General features: G+C 73.5%; 16 protein-coding genes and 2 pseudogenes. 11 read left to right on the top strand and 7 right to left on the bottom strand.

All coding sequences use genetic code 11. The features are described 5' to 3' along the window. Positions 1-265 precede the first annotated feature (265 nt). The 3 genes from ABZX40_RS01525 to ABZX40_RS01535 all read left to right on the top strand — a co-directional run bounded on the left by ABZX40_RS01525 (position 266) and on the right by ABZX40_RS01535 (position 6,258). Complete coding sequence (locus ABZX40_RS01525) at positions 266-4,132, top strand: Pls/PosA family non-ribosomal peptide synthetase (RefSeq protein WP_355745714.1); 3,867 nt, start codon at positions 266-268, stop codon at positions 4,130-4,132. A gap of 88 nt (positions 4,133-4,220) precedes the next feature. Further along, positions 4,221-5,603 (top strand): M1 family metallopeptidase, encoded by a 1,383-nt coding sequence (locus tag ABZX40_RS01530; protein WP_355745717.1) that lies wholly within the window; start codon positions 4,221-4,223, stop codon positions 5,601-5,603. Between the two features lie 214 nt (positions 5,604-5,817). Continuing rightward, a complete protein-coding gene (locus tag ABZX40_RS01535; protein ID WP_355745854.1) occupies positions 5,818-6,258 on the top strand; it encodes a YchJ family protein in 441 nt (146 codons plus the stop codon). A 355-nt stretch (positions 6,259-6,613) separates the two neighbouring features. On the opposite strand, the gene ABZX40_RS01540 is transcribed toward ABZX40_RS01535, so the two are convergent. After that, a complete protein-coding gene (locus ABZX40_RS01540; RefSeq protein WP_355745720.1) occupies positions 6,614-7,315 on the bottom strand; it encodes a FadR/GntR family transcriptional regulator in 702 nt (233 codons plus the stop codon). A 120-nt stretch (positions 7,316-7,435) separates the two neighbouring features. On the opposite strand from ABZX40_RS01540, the gene ABZX40_RS01545 reads away from it, so the two are divergent. Together ABZX40_RS01545 and ABZX40_RS01550 are read left to right on the top strand one after the other, a co-directional pair. Then, entirely contained in the window at positions 7,436-7,963 is a 528-nt protein-coding gene (locus tag ABZX40_RS01545; protein ID WP_355745723.1) for a gluconokinase, read from the top strand. Between the two features lie 75 nt (positions 7,964-8,038). Further along, entirely contained in the window at positions 8,039-9,436 is a 1,398-nt protein-coding gene (locus ABZX40_RS01550; protein ID WP_355745725.1) for a gluconate:H+ symporter, read from the top strand. 257 nt (positions 9,437-9,693) lie between these two features. Here the strand turns inward: ABZX40_RS01550 and ABZX40_RS01555 are convergent, their stop codons facing one another. Next, the gene (locus ABZX40_RS01555; RefSeq protein WP_355745728.1) at positions 9,694-10,029 is read right to left on the bottom strand and encodes a hypothetical protein; all 336 of its coding nucleotides are present in this window, start codon (positions 10,027-10,029) and stop codon (positions 9,694-9,696) included. A 150-nt stretch (positions 10,030-10,179) separates the two neighbouring features. Between ABZX40_RS01555 and ABZX40_RS01560 the strand changes: the two genes are divergently transcribed. Next, the gene (locus ABZX40_RS01560; RefSeq protein ID WP_355745731.1) at positions 10,180-11,535 is read left to right on the top strand and encodes a hypothetical protein; all 1,356 of its coding nucleotides are present in this window, start codon (positions 10,180-10,182) and stop codon (positions 11,533-11,535) included. Positions 11,536-11,605: 70 nt separating this feature from the next. Here ABZX40_RS01560 and ABZX40_RS01565 read toward each other — a convergent pair. The 5 genes and pseudogenes from ABZX40_RS01565 to ABZX40_RS01585 all read right to left on the bottom strand — a co-directional run bounded on the left by ABZX40_RS01565 (position 11,606) and on the right by ABZX40_RS01585 (position 15,441). Continuing rightward, a pseudogene (locus ABZX40_RS01565) lies at positions 11,606-12,104 on the bottom strand (formate dehydrogenase). After that, a pseudogene (locus ABZX40_RS01570) lies at positions 12,088-12,678 on the bottom strand (molybdopterin-dependent oxidoreductase). Before ABZX40_RS01570 ends, ABZX40_RS01565 begins: the two co-directional pseudogenes overlap by 17 nt. An 86-nt stretch (positions 12,679-12,764) precedes the next feature. Continuing rightward, entirely contained in the window at positions 12,765-14,315 is a 1,551-nt protein-coding gene (locus ABZX40_RS01575) for an APC family permease (RefSeq protein ID WP_355745734.1), read from the bottom strand. A 47-nt stretch (positions 14,316-14,362) separates the two neighbouring features. Then, complete coding sequence (locus ABZX40_RS01580) at positions 14,363-14,494, bottom strand: hypothetical protein (protein WP_355745737.1); 132 nt, start codon at positions 14,492-14,494, stop codon at positions 14,363-14,365. Beyond that, a complete protein-coding gene (locus tag ABZX40_RS01585; RefSeq protein WP_355745740.1) occupies positions 14,491-15,441 on the bottom strand; it encodes a hypothetical protein in 951 nt (316 codons plus the stop codon). Before ABZX40_RS01585 ends, ABZX40_RS01580 begins: the two co-directional genes overlap by 4 nt. Before the next feature lie 507 nt (positions 15,442-15,948). Here ABZX40_RS01585 and ABZX40_RS01590 point away from each other — a divergent pair. From ABZX40_RS01590 to ABZX40_RS01610, 5 genes are all read left to right on the top strand, one after another. Then, the gene (locus ABZX40_RS01590; RefSeq protein ID WP_355745743.1) at positions 15,949-16,857 is read left to right on the top strand and encodes a DMT family transporter; all 909 of its coding nucleotides are present in this window, start codon (positions 15,949-15,951) and stop codon (positions 16,855-16,857) included. A gap of 46 nt (positions 16,858-16,903) precedes the next feature. Then, positions 16,904-17,473, top strand: a complete 570-nt coding sequence (locus tag ABZX40_RS01595) for an NUDIX domain-containing protein (protein ID WP_355745746.1) — start codon at positions 16,904-16,906, stop codon at positions 17,471-17,473. A gap of 38 nt (positions 17,474-17,511) precedes the next feature. Next, complete coding sequence (locus tag ABZX40_RS01600; protein WP_355745749.1) at positions 17,512-17,904, top strand: DUF202 domain-containing protein; 393 nt, start codon at positions 17,512-17,514, stop codon at positions 17,902-17,904. A 7-nt stretch (positions 17,905-17,911) separates the two neighbouring features. Further along, the gene (locus ABZX40_RS01605) at positions 17,912-18,238 is read left to right on the top strand and encodes a DUF202 domain-containing protein (RefSeq protein ID WP_355745752.1); all 327 of its coding nucleotides are present in this window, start codon (positions 17,912-17,914) and stop codon (positions 18,236-18,238) included. Between the two features lie 181 nt (positions 18,239-18,419). After that, entirely contained in the window at positions 18,420-18,716 is a 297-nt protein-coding gene (locus ABZX40_RS01610; RefSeq protein WP_355745755.1) for a hypothetical protein, read from the top strand. Positions 18,717-18,893 lie beyond the last annotated feature (177 nt).

Here is an 18,893-nt window from a genome sequence, read left to right on the forward strand (position 1 = left end):
CCGGGCAGGGGCGTCGGGGGGCTTCTGTCCGGTTTCACGCGCTGTGTGGGGGATCTCTCGCTGTGTGGAAGATCCCGAGGTCACCGGTGTGGTGAGGGGGCGGTTCCGGGGCCGTACGGCCTCGTCGGGTGGCCGGTGGGGGATGACGAAACTAGCGTCGTACTAAAGTTTCCGGCTTGTTACGGAGCTGGAGCCGGACAACCCAGGCAGACCTGCGGACCGTCCAGCGCCCCGGAGGCTTCCGGGATCGAGACGCGAGGACCCGATGGCAGCCATTCACGAGAGCGACGCTCTCGGCCTGCTCGACGAAGAGATCCGCGAGCGGTTCGGCGACACGGCACGATTCTCCGGCGGCCAGCCCGCCCCGCCGCGCACGCTCGTCGACATCTTCGACGCCTCCGTACGGTCGTATCCGGACGAGCCGGCGCTGGACGACGGGAGCGTGCGGCTGAGCTACCGGGCGCTCGCCGTGGAGGTGGGGCGGCTGCGGGCCGGGCTGGAGCGGGCCGGGGTCGGGCACGGCGACCGGGTCGGGGTGCGGGTGCCGTCCGGGACGAATGAGTTGTATGTGGCGATTCTGGGGGTGCTGGCGGTGGGGGCCGCCTATGTGCCGGTGGACGCCGAGGATCCCGATGAGCGGGCCGAGCTGGTGTTCGGGGAGGCCGGGGTGCGGGCGGTGATCGGCGCGGGGCACGCGCTGACCGTCGAGGGGCGCAGCGAGGAGCCCGCCGCGCGGCCGGGGACCGAGGACGACGCCTGGATCATCTTCACCTCCGGGTCGACCGGGAAGCCGAAGGGCGTCGCGGTCACCCATCGCAGTGCCGCCGCGTTCGTGGACGCGGAGGCGGCGCTGTTCCTGGCCGAGGAGCCGATCGGGCCCGGGGACCGGGTGATGGCGGGGCTGTCGGTGGCGTTCGACGCGTCCTGCGAGGAGATGTGGCTGGCGTGGCGGTACGGGGCCTGTCTGGTGCCGGTGCCGCGCGCGCAGGTGCGCAGCGGCGCCGACCTGGGGCCCTGGCTGGTCGAGCAGGACATCACCGTGGTGTCGACGGTGCCGACGCTGGCGGCGCTGTGGGAGCCGGAGACGCTGGACGACGTCCGGCTGCTGATCTTCGGTGGGGAGGCGTGTCCGCCGGAGCTGGCGCAGCGGCTGGTGACGGAGGGGCGGGAGGTCTGGAACACCTATGGGCCGACCGAGGCGACCGTGGTGGCGTGTGCGGCGCTGATGAGCGGGGAGGGGCCCGTGCGGATCGGGCTGCCGCTCAAGGGGTGGGAGCTGGCTGTGGTGGATGAGGGTGGGGTGCCCGTGGGGATGGGGGGGAGCGGGGAGCTGGTGATCGGGGGGGTGGGGCTCGCCCGGTATCTGGATGCCGGGAAGGACGCGGAGAAGTACGCGCCGCTGGAGTCGCTGGGCTGGGAGCGGGCGTACCGGAGCGGGGATCTGGTGCGGGCCGACGCCGAGGGGCTGGTGTTCCTCGGGCGGGCCGATGAGCAGATCAAGCTGGGCGGGCGGCGGATCGAGCTGGGGGAGGTCGACGCCGCGCTCCAGGCGCTGCCCGGGGTCGCGGGGGGCGCCGCCGCCGTACGGACCGCGCGGAGCGGGAATCAGCTGCTCGTCGGGTATGTGGTCACCCAGGACGGGTGGGACCGGGCGGCGGCCGTGGAGAAGCTGCGGGCGGCGCTGCCGGCGGCGCTGGTGCCGCTGCTGGCGCCGGTGGCGGCGCTGCCGACCCGGACGTCCGGGAAGGTGGACCGGAACGCGCTGCCGTGGCCGTTGGAGGGGGTGACGGGCGGTGGTCCGGCCGAGGAGCTGTACGGGACGCAGGCATGGCTCGCCGAGCAGTGGACGGCGGTGCTGGGGGCGCCGGTGACCGGCGCGGACGACGACTTCTTCGCCATCGGGGGCGGCAGTCTGGCCGCCGCCCAGCTCACCACCCGGCTGCGCACCCGCTATCCGAGCGCGGCCGTGCTGGACATCTATCAGCGGCCGGTGCTGCGCAAGCTGGCCCGGTATCTGGAGGAGTCGGCGCAGGAGGACGCGACGGCGCGGAAGATCGCACCGGTGCCGGTGCGGGCGCAGGTCGTGCAGTCGCTGGCGCTGGTGCCGCTGTTCGGGCTGCTGGGGCTGCGCTGGACGGTGGTGCTGGCGGCGGTCGGCAATGTGCTGGGCGGGTACGGCTGGCTGCCCACGGCTCCCTGGTGGGCGGTGATCGCGGGGGTGCTGGTGCTCTTCACGCCGCCGGGGCGGATCGCGGTCGCGGCGGGCGGGGCGCGGCTGCTGCTGCGCGGGGTGCAGCCGGGGCGGTATCCGCGCGGCGGGGGTGTGCATCTGCGGCTGTGGGCGGCGGAGCGGCTGGCCGAGTTCAGCGGGGCGACCGGGCTGACCGGGGCGTGGCTGCTGCGGTACGCGCGGGCGCTGGGCACGAAGGTGGGCGAGGACGCGGATCTGCACTCGCTGCCGCCGGTGACCGGGCTGCTGAAGCTGGGCCGGGGTGCGGCGGTGGAGTCCGAGGTGGATCTCTCCGGGTACTGGCTGGACGGCGACCGGCTGCGGATCGGGACCGTGAAGGTCGGGGCGCACGCGGTCGTCGGGACCCGGAGCGTGCTGTCGCCGGGGGCGCGGGTCGGCAAGCGGGCCGAGGTGGCGCCCGGCTCCGCGGTCGGCGGGACGGTCCCGACCGGGCAGCGCTGGGCGGGCTCCCCGGCGGTGAAGCTGGGCAAGGCCAAGCGGAACTGGCCGAAGGAGCGCCCGCAGCGGGGCGCGTACTGGCGGGTCATGTACGGGGTGACCGGGGTGGCGCTGACGCTGCTGCCGGTGCTGGCGGGGCTCGCGGCGCTGCTGGTGGCGCGGGTGTTCGTGACGCCGGGGACGGGGCTGGGCGCGGCGCTGGTGGGGGCGGCGCAGGCGCTGGTGCCGGCGACGCTGGCGTTCGGGGCGGCGTACGCGCTGCTGATCCTGGCCGGAGTGCGGGTGCTGAGCCTGGGCCTGCGGGAGGGCACCCATCCGACGCACAGCCGGATCGGCTGGCAGGCGTGGACCGTGACGCAGCTGATGGACCGCTCGCGCGAGACGCTGTTCCCGCTGTACGCGGGGCTGGTCACCCCGGTGTGGCTGCGGCTGCTCGGCATGCGGATCGGCAAGGGCGCCGAGGTGTCCACGGTGCTGGCGCTGCCGAGTCTGACGACGGTCGGCGAGGGCGCGTTCCTGGCCGACGACACCCTGACCGCCCCGTACGAGCTGGGTGGGGGCTGGATCAGGATCGGGCGGGCGGAGATCGGGCGGCGGGCGTTCCTGGGGAACTCGGGGATGACCGCGCCGGGGCGGACCGTGCCGGACGGCGGGCTGGTGGGGGTGCTGTCGGCGACGCCGAAGAAGGCGAAGAAGGGGACCTCGTATCTGGGGCTGCCGCCGGTGAAGCTGCCGCGCAGCGCGGCCGACGGGGAGCAGAGCCGCACCTATGACCCGTCCGCGGGGCTGCTGTGGGCGCGGGGGCTGGTGGAGCTGTGCCGGATCCTGCCGGTGCTGTGCTCGGCCGGTCTCGCGGTGCTGACCGTGGCGGCGCTGAGCGCGCTGGGCGGCTGGGCGTGGCTGCTGGCCGGGCCGGTGCTGCTGGGAGCCGGGGTGCTGGCGTGCGCGGTGACGGTGGCGGCGAAGTGGCTGCTGGTGGGGCGGCACCGGGCCGGGGAGCATCCGCTGTGGAGCTCCTTCGTGTGGCGCAACGAGCTGGCGGACACGTTCGTGGAGGTGCTGGGCGTGCCGTGGCTGGCGGGGTCGGTGCCGGGGACGCCGGTGCTGACGGTGTGGATGCGCGGGCTGGGGGCGCGGATCGGCAAGGGCGTGTGGCTGGAGTCGTACTGGCTGCCGGAGGCGGATCTGGTGACGCTGGGGGACGCCTCGACGGTCAATCGGGGCTGTGTGCTCCAGACTCACCTCTTCCACGACCGGATCTTGCGGACGGATACTGTGGTTCTCCGTGAGGGCGCGACGCTGGGTCCTGGCGGAATCGTTCTGCCCGGCAGCATCGTCGGGGCCCGTACCACCCTGGGTCCCGCGTCGCTGGTGATGGCGGCGGAGTCCCTCCCCGACGACACCCGCTGGCTGGGCAACCCGATCGAGGCATGGCGCCGCTAGGGTCCTTCGGACGGGTCTCGGCGAGCGGTCGTGCCGTACGGGCAGTACGGGCACTGGTACGGGCACAGGGCAGGGAGCAGGCGGGGCAGTGGCAGTTCAGCAGGCGGCGGTTCCGGATCCGTACTTCCCGGGCAACGGTGACGCCCGCTTCCGGGTGCACCGCTACGAACTCGCCGTGGACTACCGGCCGGGGCCGAACCGGCTGGCGGGCACGGCCCGGATCAACGCGATAGCGGGCCCGGCGCCGCTCCATGACTTCCAGCTCAATCTGGCCGACTTCAAGATCGGGCGGGTGCGGGTGGACGGGCGCCAGCCCCACTACACGCATCGCGGCGGGCGGCTGCGGATCAAGCCGCCCAAGGCGATCCGGGCGGGGGCCGCGTTCACCGTCGAGGTGCACTGGTCGGGCAATCCCAAGCCGGTGCACAGCCCCTGGGGCGGCATCGGGTTCGAGGAGCTGACCGACGGGGCGCTGGTGGCCAGCCAGCCGGTGGGGGCGCCGTCCTGGTACCCCTGCAACGACCGGCCCGCGGACAAGGCGTCGTACCAGATCTCCATCACCACGCCCTCGGTGTACTCGGTGGTGGCGGGCGGGCGGCTGCTGACCCGGACGGCGAAGGCGTCCACCACGACCTGGGTGTACGAGCAGGCGGCGCCGACCTCCAGCTATCTGGTGGGGCTGTCGATCGGCAAGTACCAGACGGTGCTGCTGGGCGATCCGGGCCCCGGCGGGGTGCCGCAGCACGGGCACATCCCGGCGCAGCTGCTGCCGCGCTTCTCCCGGGACTTCGCCCGGCAGCCGCAGATGATGGAGCTGTTCCAGGAGCTGTTCGGGCCGTATCCGTTCGACGAGTACGCGGTCGTGGTGACGGAGGAGGAGCTGGACGTCCCGGTGGAGGCGCAGGGGCTGTCGCTGTTCGGCGCGAACCATGTCGACGGGGCGCGGGGCGCGGAGCGGCTGGTGGCGCACGAGCTGGCCCACCAGTGGTTCGGCAACAGCGTCTCCATCGCCGACTGGCGGCACATCTGGCTGAACGAGGGCCTCGCCAAATACGCGGAGTGGCTGTGGTCGGAGCGGTCCGGGGGGCGCTCCGCGCAGCAGCTCGCCGCCGTCGCGCACCGGATGCTGGCGGGGCTGCGGCAGGATCTGCGACTGGCCGATCCGGGCCGCAAGCTGATGTTCGACGACCGGCTCTACGAGCGCGGCGGACTCGCGGTGCACGCGCTGCGCTGCGCGCTGGGCGACGAGGCGTTCTTCCGGATGCTGCGCGGCTGGACCGCACAGCACCGCAACGGCTCCGCGACGACGGCCATGTTCGCGTCCCACGCCGCGCGCTTCACCGGCGAGCCGCTGGACGAGCTGTTCGGGGCGTGGGTGTACGGGACGGCTCTGCCACCGCTGCCGGCCCACCGGGCACCAGGGGTACCGGCGCGTCCGCCTTATCCGCCGGGTGGGGGGTCGGGGGTTTGAGGGGGCGGGGGGGTGCGGCTTGAGGGCGTGGGAAGGGGTGTGGCTTGAGGGGGCGGGAGGGGTGCGGCTTGAGGGGCGTGGGGACCGGGGGTGCGCTGCGGGTGCGGGGTCAGGAGGAGGGTCATGTGAGCGGGCGTAGGAGGTGGGTCTCGTGAGCGGGCGCAAGGAGCGGCGTACGGCGGCACCGGGTGCGGGCGGGCGTACGGCGGAGGGTGTGGGCAGCCGCGCGGCGGGGGGTGCGGGGCCGGTCAGGAGTCCGGCGGGTGCGGGGCCGGGCGGGCGGGCCGCGGGGTGTCCGTGCGGGCTTCCGGCGGCGTACGGGGAGTGCTGCGGGCGGTTCCACTCGGGGAGTGCCGCCGCGCCGACCGCCGAGGCGCTGATGCGGTCGCGGTACTGCGCCTTCGTCCGAGGGGACGCGGGGTATCTGCTGCGGACCTGGCATCCGCGGACCCGGCCCGCGTCCCTGGACCTCGATGCCGGGACGCGCTGGACCGGGCTGGAGATCCTGGCGACCGCCGACGGCAGCGCCTTCCACCGCACCGGGGTCGTGGAGTTCCGGGCGTCGTACCGGGGCGGCGCGCTGCGGGAGCGGAGCCGGTTCGAGCGGGTGGACGGGGCGTGGGTGTACGTGGACGGGGAGTTCCCGGCGGGCTGAGGGGGCGCGCGGTGGCCTCAGGGCGTGGGCTGAGGCGCCTGGCACAGCGCGCGGGCGGCGCGAGCCCGGCACAAGGCACCGGCTGGGGGCGCCCCGTACAGGGCACGGGCTGAGGGGGTGGCTCGGGGCACGGGCTGCGGAGGTAGCCCGGAGAACGGGCTGGGGGAAGGTAGCCCGGGGCACGGGCTCCGGGCCCGGGACAAGGCGCCGACTGAGGGCGCCCAGCACAGGGCACGGGCTGAAGGGCTGGCCCGGCGCAGGGCACGAGCGCGGGGTCCGGGGCGAGGTGTGGTCTGGGCTGCGCCCGGCACCACGGGTGGGCTGAGGGGCCCGGCACGCGCCGCACCGGTGCCGTTCAGGGGGCCAGGATGTCCAGTTCCTGGAGGGCGCCGACCGTGATCTCGCGGGTGAGGTGCTCGGCGCGGGTGGCGTCGCCCTCGCGGACCGCCTCGGCGACCTGGACATGCAGGGTGACGGCGGCGGGGTCGGGGTCGTCGAACATCACGTCGTGCTGCGTGCGGCCGGTCAGCACCTCGGCTACGACATCGCCGAGCCGGGCGAACATCTCGTTGCCGGACGCGGTGAGGATCACCCGGTGGAAGGCCACGTCGTGGAACAGGTACCGCTCCAGCCGCTGGCCGCGTGAGTTGGCGACCATCCCGAGGGCGCACTCGGTGAGTTCGGCGCACTGCTCGGGCGTGGCGTGCTGGGCGGCGAGCCCGGCGGCGACCGGCTCCACGGCCGAGCGCAGCACGGTCAGGGAGCGGAGCTGGCGGGGGCGGCCGGCGCCGGCCAGCCGCCAGCGGATGACCTGCGGGTCGTAGACGTTCCACTCCGCCTCCGGGCGGACCGTGACGCCGACGCGGCGGCGGGACTCGACCAGGTGCATGGACTCCAGGACCCGGACCGCCTCGCGCATCACCGAGCGCGAGACATCGAAGCGCTGGGCGAGTTCATCCGTGCGCAGCACGCTTCCCGGGGGGTATCGGCCCGCTGTGATCTCGGGGCCGAGGGTGTCCAGTACCCGGCCGTGCAGCCCCCGGCCCGCTGTGCTCATGCACTCAGCGTACGGGGCGGATCACCCTCGGAAAAAGTCAGACTTATTCATCACAGACTCTTGAATTTGTCTTACCTAATAGGTTTCAGTGTCGTGACATCAACAGACAGCGAGGCAGCGATGAACACCCCCCACGTCGTCGTGGTCATGGGCGTCGCGGGCACCGGCAAGACCACGATCGGTCCCCTGCTCGCCGCCCGGCTCGGCGTCCCGTACGCCGAGGGCGACGCGTTCCACCCCGAGGCCAACATCGCCAAGATGTCGGCCGGCACCCCGCTCACCGATGACGACCGGTGGCCCTGGCTCGACGCGATCGGCGCCTGGGCGGACGGCCGGACCGGGCTCGGCGGAGTGGTGAGCAGTTCGGCGCTGAAGCGGGTCTACCGGGACCGGCTGCGGGCCGCCGCTCCGGGGCTGGTCTTCGTCCATCTCACGGGCGCCCGGCCCCTCATCGAGGACCGGATGGCGCACCGGCAGGGGCACTTCATGCCGGCCGCGCTGCTGGACTCGCAGTTCGCCACGCTCGAACCGCTCCAGGCGGACGAGAGCGGGGTCGACGTCGATGTCTCCGGCACGCCGGAGGAGATCACCGGGCGGGCGGTACGTCTGCTGGCTGGCCTGACCGGCGTGACCGACGCCATCGGCTGACCTGGTCTTTCCTCCTCCCGCTCCTTTCTCCCCCTTCTCTCTCCCCCGTCCCCGTCTCTGCAAGGGAAATCCCCCGTGACCAGACTCAGCGTCGAGATGCTGGCAGCGGACAGCGTCGAGCCGATCACCTCGGCCGGCCATGCCCAGCTGGGCATCGCCGTGCTGGCCGGTATCGCCGTCATCGTCCTGCTCATCACCAAGTTCAAGCTGCACGCCTTTCTGGCCCTGACCCTCGGCTCGCTGGCGCTCGGCGCGTTCGCCGGGGCGCCGCTGGACAAGGTCATCGCGTCCTTCACCGCCGGGCTCGGCACCACGGTCGCGGGCGTCGGCGTGCTGATCGCGCTCGGCGCGATCCTGGGCAAGATGCTCGCCGACTCCGGCGGCGCCGACGAGATCGTCGACACGATCCTGGCGCGGACCGGCGGCCGGTCGATGCCCTGGACGATGGTGCTGATCGCCTCGGTGATCGGGCTGCCGCTGTTCTTCGAGGTCGGTGTGGTGCTGCTGATCCCGGTCGTGCTGATGGTCGCCAAGCGCGGCAACTACTCGCTGATGCGGATCGGCATCCCCGCCCTCGCCGGGCTCTCCGTGATGCACGGCCTGGTGCCGCCGCATCCCGGCCCGCTGGTCGCGATCGACGCCGTGGACGCCGATCTGGGCGTCACCCTGGCCCTCGGTGTGCTGGTGGCGATCCCGACGGTGATCATCGCCGGACCGCTGTTCTCCCGGTACGCGGCGCGCTGGGTGGATGTCCCGGCGCCCGAGCGGATGATCCCCGACCGGCCGTCCGAGACGCTGGAGAAGCGGCCGGGCTTCGGCGCGACGCTGATCACCATCCTGCTGCCGGTCATCCTGATGCTGTCCAAGGCCCTGGTCGACATCGTCATCGACGACCCCGAGAACGCCACCCAGCGGGTCTTCGACGTCGTCGGCTCACCGATGATCGCGCTGCTGGCCGCCGTGCTGGTGGGCATCTTCACCCTGCTGCGGCCCGCCGGGTTCGCCCGGGAGCGGGTGTCGGGGCTGGTGGAGAAGGGGCTCGCGCCGATCGCGGGCATCCTGCTGATCGTCGGCGCGGGCGGCGGGTTCAAGCAGACGCTGATCGACTCCGGGGTCGGTCAGATGATCCTGGAGATATCCGAGGACTGGGCGATCCCGACGCTGCTGCTGGCCTGGCTGATCGCCGTGGTGATCCGGCTGGCGACCGGTTCGGCGACGGTGGCGACCGTCTCGGCGGCCGGGCTGGTCGCGCCGCTCGCGGCCGGGATGTCCACCGGGGAGACCGCGCTGCTGGTGCTGGCCATCGGCGCCGGGTCGCTGTTCTTCAGCCATGTCAACGACGCCGGGTTCTGGCTGGTCAAGGAGTACTTCGGGCTGGATGTCGGCCAGACCATCAAGACCTGGTCGGTGATGGAGACGATCATCTCGGTGGTCGCCGGGGCGTTCGTGCTGCTGCTGTCCTTGCTGATGTAGCGGGTAGCGGGGCGGCACCCGGCGGAGGCTGGGGTGGGAGGGGGGAGGGGGCGGGCGGCTCGCGCCGGGGGCGATCGCGACGGCGACCGTGCCCGCGATCGGCCAGGCCCTTCCGCCGCCCGTCTGTGCAGGGCGCGTTCGTCGGTCTTCTCGCCGGGGCGGGCGGGGGTGCGGGTCGGGTGATGGCCGGTGATCCGGGGCCGGGGTACCGGTCGGGGCACTGGAGTTCGCTCGCGTCGGCAGGGGCGAGACCCGGGTCAGGGTGGACGGTCCGGCGGAGGCGGGTGGTTGGCGTGCGTGGGGAGTCCGTTCGCGGGGTGGTCGGCGGTCGCCGGGACACTGGGCGCCGGGCGGTCGGCATACGACGGGAAGCTGGACACCGGGCCGTCGGCGCACGCCGGGACACCGGACACCGAGCCGTCGGCGTGCGCCGGAAATGCCGTCGCCGGGCGGAAGATCGAGCTGCGGGGCGCGCGTTCCGCCTCGGCACCGAGATCGGCGGCGCGGTCGTACCCGTACGGGCGGGGGACCCGGCGCGGGTCGGCGCGGCGTGGGGGTTCCTGGACCTCGGCGGCTGGCCGGGACTCGGGCATCGTCGCCGGGGTTCCTCCGCGGTGCCTCGTACCGATATCGGTACGGACTTGATCCCCGCGTGGCTTTTCTGATGACCCGGCCTGGATGATGATGGGACGGCTTCGGTCGGCCCCGATCGGCCGCCGGAGGTCATCACAGCGGGGGGCGTCATGACGGTTTCCCTGGGGACACGTGTCTCGGGGTGGCTGGTAGCGGGGGCGGTGGCGATCGTCGCCGTCGCGTTCACGGGCGGCGGGCGCGACGCCCTCGGCCCGCCGGACCAGCCCGGCAGACCCATGATCGCCGGACCGTCCTCGGGGTCGGTCGGCGGTACGGTCACCCCGGCGCCGGTGCCGGAACACCCTCCCCTGCTGTCCTCACCCGCCGGGGGCGTCGGCGGCACCGCCACCGGAACCCCGCCGACGGCCACCCGGCCCCCGGCCACCTCCCCCGGCCCCGTCCTCCCCTCCCCCACCGAACGCCCGGGAACCGTACGGCTGCGCTGGCTGCCGCCGGGCCCCGACTCCCCCGACGCCGACCGGACCGCCGACCCGGCGCGGGTCTACGACATCCTGCGCGACCCCGGCCGCTGCGGTGAGGCGCTGACCGCCGTGCCCGTGGCGACGGACGACCCCGAATGGCAGGTGCTGCGCGGACTCGCCTCGGCGTGTCTGGCCGTGCAGGGGCGGGACGGTCACTGGGAGGCGGCCCGGCGGGCACGGGACGCGGTCGGGGACGAGGCGCGCAGTTGCAAGGGGCGGGCCGCCCTCGCCGTGCTCGACGGGCTGCTGGAGTTCGAGCACCGCCACCCGGGACAGAGCGCGGTGCTCGGCTCCACCGCCGAGGCGCCCCCCGCCTGCGCCTTCGGCATCACCGGCGTGGACACGGGCACCACGGCGGCCACGGCACGGCCCGGGGAACGGGTGCGGATCGCACTGCGCGGGGTGTTCTTCGACGTCGCCGAACTCGCGGTCGGCGGGGAGGTGCTGGTGGACGGTCAGACCGTCCCCGTGATCCCGGAGAGCCGACGCGGGGCGGCACCCGGGGTGTCGGTGGCGGTGCCGGCGGGACTGGCGGGCCTCCCCCGGACGGTGAGCGTCACCGTGCGGTACGGGGGTGAGGAGGCCGTGCTGGAGGACGCGTTCGGGGTGGTACCGGCGGGGCCTGGGTCCACGCCGGGGTCGCAGAACCCGGGTGGGACGCCGGGCGGATCGCCTGGGGAATCGCCAGGTGAATCGCCGGGCGGGTCGCCCGGGGAGGTGCCGGTGCCCGAGCCGGGTCGGGAGCCGCCGGTGGGGTTGGCACCGGGGGCGCCTGGGCCTGCGGTGCCGGGGCCGGAGGCGCCGGGAGTGCCGGAGCTGCCTGGGGTCCCTGGGCTGTCTGGGCTACCTGCGCTGCCTGCGCTGCCTGCGCTGCCTGCGCTGCGGTCGACGGGGGTGCCGGAGCGGTGGCGGGTTGAAGTGCCGGAGATCCTTGCGGCGCCGGACGTACCCGATGCCTGGGCAGGAGAACCGGTGATGAAGTGAGGGCGATGAGCCGTCCCTCCGCACCGCTGCCTGTTTACCTCACCCCTTCACCTCATCTCACCCCCTCGCCTCACCCCTCCCACGCCCCATGCTCCCGCTCCGCCCACTCCCGGCTCACCGATCCCGTCCGCATCCCCCGGCGGGCCTCCGGGTCGGCGAGGGCCATGCCGATGTGGCCGGCCAGGACGATGCCGAGGGTCAGGGCCAGCCAGTCGTGGACGAAGGTCGCGGCGGTGCGCCGGCGCAGCGGTGTCAGGCCGGTGAACCACATCACCAGCCCCGTGCCCAGCATGACCAGCGTCGCTCCGGCGGCCCAGGTCGGCGCGGAAGGCGCGGGAGGCGAGTCCGGCCAGGGCCGGGACCGGCAGCGCGAGGCCGGACCACTGGTGCAGCCGGACCACCAGGGCGCGGCGGCCGTGGAGTTGGGCGAGTTCGGGGAGGTACAGGCATGCGGCGGTGAGTACGCAGACGCCCATCAGCGCGGCGGTGGCGCGGTGGATCCAGCGCTCGGCGCGGGTGAAGCGCCGGACGCGGCCCTGGGCGGGCGGGGCGTCAGCTCGTGGGGACATCGTCACGCCCGTTGGAGCGGCCCGCCCAGGCGTCGATGTCGTAGCCGCGTTCCCTCCCAGTACCCGGGCTCGACGTCCTCGGTGAGGGTGATGCCGGAGAGCCATTTCTCGGTGTACGTGCCGTCGAAGCAGGTGAAGCGGACCGCGCGGGCGGTCGGGCGGACCCCGACGGCGTCCAGCAGCCGGGACAGCCGTACGCCCTCGAAGGCGGTGGCGGGGACGCGCCAGTCGGTGACGCACTGGACGTCGCGGACCAGGCGGGTCTGCGGCAGGGCGCGCAGGGCGGCGAGGGTGAGGGTGGTGGGGCGGTCGACCAGGCCGTCGACGGTGAGGCGGGGAACGGGCGCGGCGACCGAGTAGGAGCGGAAGCCGCCGCCGTTGGGGAGGTGGGGTCCTTGTCGGAGGCGTCCGCGAGGAAGGGCTCCAGGCCCCGCTGGAGCGCAGGGGCGGTGAGCACCCCGAGGGCGCCCGGACCGAGGGTGCCCAGGAGGACGCGGCGGCCGACGGGGGCGCCCCGGGGGCCCGGTGGGGGTACGGGTGGCCGGGGGGAGCCGGGAGTGGTCGCGGCTGCCATTCGAGCACCCGCGAACCCGTACGGGCCAGGGTTCGCGGGGTGCCGTCAGGCTTCCGTCATCCGGGGCGGCGGAGCGGCGCGGGCCGTCACTCGGACCGGGACTCGGCCGCCTTCTCCAGTTGGAACGCCTCGTTGCCCAGGCCGATCCGGGCGTGGGCCTCCGGCTTGCGGGCCCGCATGATCAGGCCCTGGACCAGACCGCCGAGGACGGCGAGGCCGATGACGCCGGGGAGCACCCAGCTCAGCGAGGAGCCGGGGCCGGTGCCGACCAGGACGTCGAAGTCCTTGACCGTGTACCCGGCGATCACCACCAGCGCGATGCCCGCGAGGGAGGAGGTGACCAGCCGCCAGCCCTGGGTGCCCGCGGCGCCGCGCCGGACGAAGAACACCACCACGGAGAGGGACGCGGCGGCCATCAGCACGATCACGCCGAGCGCGCCGACGTTCCCGAACCAGGTGAACAGGTGCAGGACCGGCGCGGTCGGGTCGCCGTTCGGCTTGTCGTCGGTGACCGCGAAGGCGATCACGATGATCGCGGAGATGGCGGTCTGGAGCAGCGAGCCGGTGCCGGGGGCGCCGCTGGAGCCGGTGGTGCGGCCGAAGGCGGACGGCAGCAGTCCCTCGCGGCCCATGGCGAAGGCGTACCGGGCGACGACATTGTGGAAGCTGAGCAGCGCGGCGAACATACCGGTCACGAAGAGGATGTGCATGACGTCGGTGAAGGTCTCGCCGAGCCGGGCCTCGGTGAGGAAGAACAGCAGTCCGGCGCTCTGCTCCTGGGCGGTGGGCACGATGTGGTCCGGGCCGGTGGCGACCGTGAGGGCCCAGCTGCTGAAGGCGAAGAAGACGGCGGTCCCGGCGACGGCCAGGATCATCACCCGGGGCACCAGGATGTGCGGCCTGCTGGTCTCCTCCGCGTACACCGGGGCCTGCTCGAAGCCGAGGAAGGCGGCGATGCAGAAGCACAGGGCGGTGCCGACGCCCGCGCCGGTCAGGGTGTCGGGGTTGAACGCGCCGAGCGACAGGCCCTGCGGGCCGGGGTCGCCGAGGGCGGCGATGTCGAAGATGACGACGAGGACGACCTCGATGATCAGCAGAACGCCCAGCACCTTGGCGTTGACGTCGATCTTCAGCCAGCCGAGCACGCCGACCACCGCGAGCGCCGCCAGCGCGGGCACCCACCAGGAGACGGTGATGTCGGCGTAGGTGCCGAGCAGTCCGGCGACCTCGAAGCCGAAGATGCCGTAGATACCGGCCTGGAGGGCGTTGTAGGCGACCAGGGCGACCATCGCGGCGCTCGCTCCGGCGGTGCCGCCGAGGCCGCGCGAGATATAGGCGTAGAACGCGCCCGCGTTGTGGACATGGCGGCTCATCTCGGCGTACCCGATGCCGAACAGGACCAGGACCACGCCGAGGAGCACGAAGAGCAGGGGCTGTCCGACGATGCCCATCACCGCGTATGTGGTGGGCATGACACCGGCGACCACCATGATGGGGCCGGTCGCGGCGAGGACGGAGAGCAGCAGGCCCCCCGTACCGAGCCGGTCGGCGCGCAGTGCGCGTTCCTGGCCCTTGAAGGTGCTGATGCCGTCGGAGGAGGCGGCCGGTCTGCTCGTGCGGGGACTGCCGGTGCTCATGGGGAGCGGGTCCTTTCGGCGCGGTGAGGTGCGGGGCTCTGGGTGCTCTAGGGGCAGTACGGGTCGTGCAGGCGGTGCGGGACGTACAGGTCGTGCGGGTCGTGCAGGCGGTACAGATCATGCGGATCGTGCAGGCGGAGCGTGCGGAGCGGATCGTGCGGGTGCCTCGGCGTGCTCACGTCGTGCCGAGCGCGCCGTCGCGGGCCGAGCGGAACGCGGTGGAGGGGTCGCGGTCCGGGTAGGACCACGGCTGGGGTGTGAAGCGGTCGCCGATGCGGTGGAAGAGGGCGGCGGCCTCCGCGGAGCGGCCCTCGCAGTACTTGGCGTGGGCGAGGAAGTTGAGGTCGATCAGACGGCGCGGATGCTCCTCGTGCTCCCACTCCAGCCACCAGTCGAACGCGGCCTTCATCACCTGCCGGGCCCGGCGTCCGTCCCAGTGCCCGGAGGCGGGCGGGTCGGTCGGCAGCAGGCCCGCGGCGGCCAGCACCCGGAACCGCTCGGCGTGCGCGACCACCGGGAGGATGGCGAGCGGGGAGTCGGCGGGGGCCTGCTCGGCGGCCCAGTTGGCGAAGTCGTACACCTCGTGCAGCGGGTCGGCGCCTGCCTCGGTCAGCCGCTCGGCGAGCCGCGCCACCAGCAGATGGTGGGCGTGGTGGTGATCGGGGTGGCGGTGCCGGATCTCGTCGAAGAGCCGGACCACGTCCTCCTCGGCGCCGAGCGAGCGCTCCAGCAGCAGCAGACCGAGCCAGGGGGTGGGGTCGGCGGGGGCGCGGCGGGCGGCGGCGGCGCATGCCTCGCGGGCCCGATCCGGCTTCTGCTTGCCTCGCAGCGCCCGGTGCACCTGGGCGAACGCGAGGAGCACGGCGGCGTCGGCGGACTCGGGCTCGGCGAGCTGCCACTCGACCGCCCAGGCGGCGGTGTACGACTCGGCGCCGAGGACGGTGACCCGGTGGCCCCGGCGGTCCCAGTCGTCGGCGGTGCGCACCAGCAGGGAACGGACCGCCTGCCAGCGACCTTGAGCCAACGCGGCACGCGCGGCACTGAGTTCGGTGTCGTCGAGAGCCGCGTCGTGGGCCTGGGCCGCTCGCCTGCGGCCTCGACCGAGGGGAGGCGGGGGTGGGGACACCGCGGGAACTTCCTCAGCGACGATGCGGGTGGTCGGCGTGGTCGGCGTGCTATCGGCCGATCACGGACAGCAAACCGGCAGCCAACGCTCAGCGTCAAGTGCGATCCGGCCGTGACACGCGTCAACTCGTGGGAAGAGAGAGACAGTTGTGCCGACTTCGTGGAGATCGCCGCACGCGGGCCGTGATGCACCTCGGATGTTGTGCGTTAAGTCACACCGGCGATTCTCGGCCATGCGTGCGCGGAAGTGTCCGCCAGTCGACGGTGTAGCGGAGCGTGGCGCTCCGGATACCGGGTTCGAATGTGGCGTAGGTCATAGCGATCACGGATGCGGCGCCGGACCATGGCGAGTACGCATCCCGCGCCCGCGGCCGGCCGCCGCCGCAGTGTCCCCACTGCCCCCGGCCGCTCGCGTTCGGGCGCTCCCCGGGGGCAGCGACGCCCCCGGTCCCCTACAGTCGGCCGTACCGCACCATGTGTTTCCGGCCGGATGATCCCGAGGTACAGCGTGTCGGTTCTGGTTCTGGTTCTCGCCGTGAGTGCCGCGTGCTGTCTGGGCTTCGGCTTCGTCCTCCAGCAGAACGCGGCGCAGCGGGCGCCGCTCGGCGACTTCCTCTCCCCGCGGCTGCTGCTCGATCTGATGCGGGTGCCGCGCTGGCTCGGCGGTATCGCGCTGATGGCCGCGGGCATGGTGCTCGGCGCCATCGCACTGGGCCAGGGCCAGCTGTCCCTGGTGGAACCCCTGCTGGCGACGAACCTGCTGTTCGCCCTCGCGCTGTCCCGGCGTCAGACCAAGCAGCCGCTGGGCCGCCAGGGCTGGGCCGGGCTCGCCCTGCTGGCGGGCGGGGTGACCACCTTCATCGTCGCCGGCCAGCCGCACGGCGGTACGGCGGTGGTGGATCCGGTACGGCACTGGCTGATCATCGGCGTGATGGTGGGGCTGGCGATCCTGCTCACCGGGTACGCCAAGCGCTCCCGGCTGGGCTACGCCCCGATGCTGCTCGCCCTGGCGGCGGGCCTCCTCTACGGCGTGCAGGACGCGCTGACCCGGGTCAGCGGACAGCGTTTCGGTGCGGGCGGGATCCTGGAGGTGCTCACCGGCTGGCAGCCGTACGCCGTGCTGGCGCTCGGGATCACCGGGCTGATCCTGGTGCAGAGCGCGTTCGAGACCGGGTCCCTGCGCAGTTCGCTGCCCGCGCTGACCGCCGCCCAGCCCATCGCCGGGATCATCTGCGGCGTCGGGTTCCTGGGCGACCGGCTGCGCACCGACACCGGCGCCCTGGCCTGGGAGGCGGCGGGCCTGGCCGCGGTGGTGGCGGGCATCGTCCTGCTGGGCATGCACCCGGCGATGCCCCGGGGGGCGACGGCGGCCACGACGGCGACGATGGGACGGCTCCAGCCGGTCCGCCCGAGCTGACCGCCTCCCGAGCGAAGGGGCGCCGCCCGGCTGCTTGGATACCCCCATGAGCGACCCAGCCCGCAGCGACGACCCGGGCCATCGGCCGGGCGACCCGGCCGACGAGATCCTCGATGTGGTCGACGAGCACGACCGGGTGATCGGCCGGTCCCCCCGGGGCGTGGTCTATGCCCGCGGGCTCCGACATCGCTGTGTGTTCGTGCGGGTCAGGGATGGTTCCGGGCGGATCTTCGTGCATCGGCGGACGGCGACCAAGCTGGTGTTCCCCGCCCTCTACGACATGTTCGTCGGCGGGGTGGTCGGCGCGGGCGAGTCCTATGACGAGGCGGCGCTGCGCGAGGCCGAGGAGGAGCTGGGGGTGACGGGGCTGCCGGACCCGTCGTATCTGTTCACGTTCCTCTACGACGACGGGGCCGGGCGGAGCTGGTGGTCGGCGGTGTACGAGGTGCGCTGCGCGCTGCCGGTGCGGCCCCAGGCCGAGGAGGTGGCCTGGCACGCCTTCCTGCCCGAGAGCGAGATCGAGCGGCGGCTCGGCGGGGACGGTGCCTGGGAGTGGGTGCCGGACGGCCTCGCCGCGTACACGCTGCTGCGGGATCGCCCGGCGGGACGAGGCTGACCGCACCGGGATCACAGCTGACGGCTAGGGTCGGTCAGGTGAGCGACTTCGTGCGGAACGTCCGGTTGTGGTTCGCCCCCGAGCGGGTCAGCGCGGAGGGCGCCACCCCCGACTACCGGTTCTCCCTGGCGAACGAGCGCACCTTCCTGGCCTGGCTGCGGACCGCGCTGGCGCTGATCGGCGGCGGGTTCGCGGTGGACCAGTTCCTGCCCGATCTGCGCTGGGCGGTCCGGGTCGCGCTGGCGCTGGCGCTGCTCGCGGCCGGTGTCCTGTGCTCGCTGCGGGCGGTCAACCACTGGGTGCGCTGCGAGCGGGCGATGCGGCGCGGCGAGGATCTTCCGGTCTCCCGGTTCCCGGCGCTGCTGAGCCTGGTCATCGCGGTGGTGGCGCTCGGCATGGTGGTGGTCGTGGTGTTCGGCTGGGAGGGGTGAGGCGACGGTGAGCGCCGAGGCCGCGCCCGTACGCGATCCCGGGCTCCAGCCGGAGCGGACCCGGCTGGCCTGGCGGCGCACCACCCTCGCCGGCACGGTCACCGCCATTCTCGCGGTGCGGACCACGGTACGGGGTGGTCTGTCGCCCGCGTCGGCGCTGGTGTGCGCCGCATGCTGTCTGCTCTGGCTGGGCTTTCTGCTGATCGCCCACCGGCGGATACGCGCCCTCACGGCCAGCGCCCGCCCGGCCGCGCTGCCACCCCGGCAGGCCGCGGCGGCAACGCTGTGCACGGTGTTCCTGGCGGTGTGCGCGGCGGCGGCGATCGTGTTCTGAGGGCGTTCCGAAGGCCGTTCTGAAGGGGCGTTCTGAAGGGGCGTTCTGAAGGGGCGTTCCGAAGGCCGCTCCGAAAGGGCGTTCGGTAGGCCCGTTCTGCGGGCCCGCCCTGAAGGACCACGCCGCCTCCCAGCACGACACCGCAAGGCATATGAGAGATATGCCCCATATGCTCGCTTCCATGAGCACCACACACCTCGAACACACCACCCACACCCACACCCACGGCCCCGAGTGCGGCCACACCGCCGTACCGCACGGCGATCACGTCGACTACGCGCACGACGGGCATCTGCACCGCGCGCACGACGGCCACTGGGACGAGTGCGAGGCCGCCGGGCACACCGCCCACGCCGGGCACGAGCACCGGCACGGCGCGAACTGCGGCCATGCCTCGGTGCTGCACGGCGATCACATCGACTACCTCCACGACGGCCACCGGCACGCCGCCCACGGCGACCACTGGGACGACCACTGACGGCACCGGACCCGATATCGGACCCGGCACCCGACCCGGCACCGGACCCGGCACCCGACCCGGCATCGGACCACTGACGTGATCGAACCCCACCCCCTAAGGTGGCTCAGACAACGATCCCTCCCGGGCGCCTGGACGGCATACCGACCGGTCGGCATCATGGTCACGTCCTGTTCG

Source organism: Streptomyces sp. NPDC004610, assembly GCF_040609715.1.
In the GTDB taxonomy this organism is placed as follows: Bacteria; Actinomycetota; Actinomycetes; order Streptomycetales; family Streptomycetaceae; genus Streptomyces.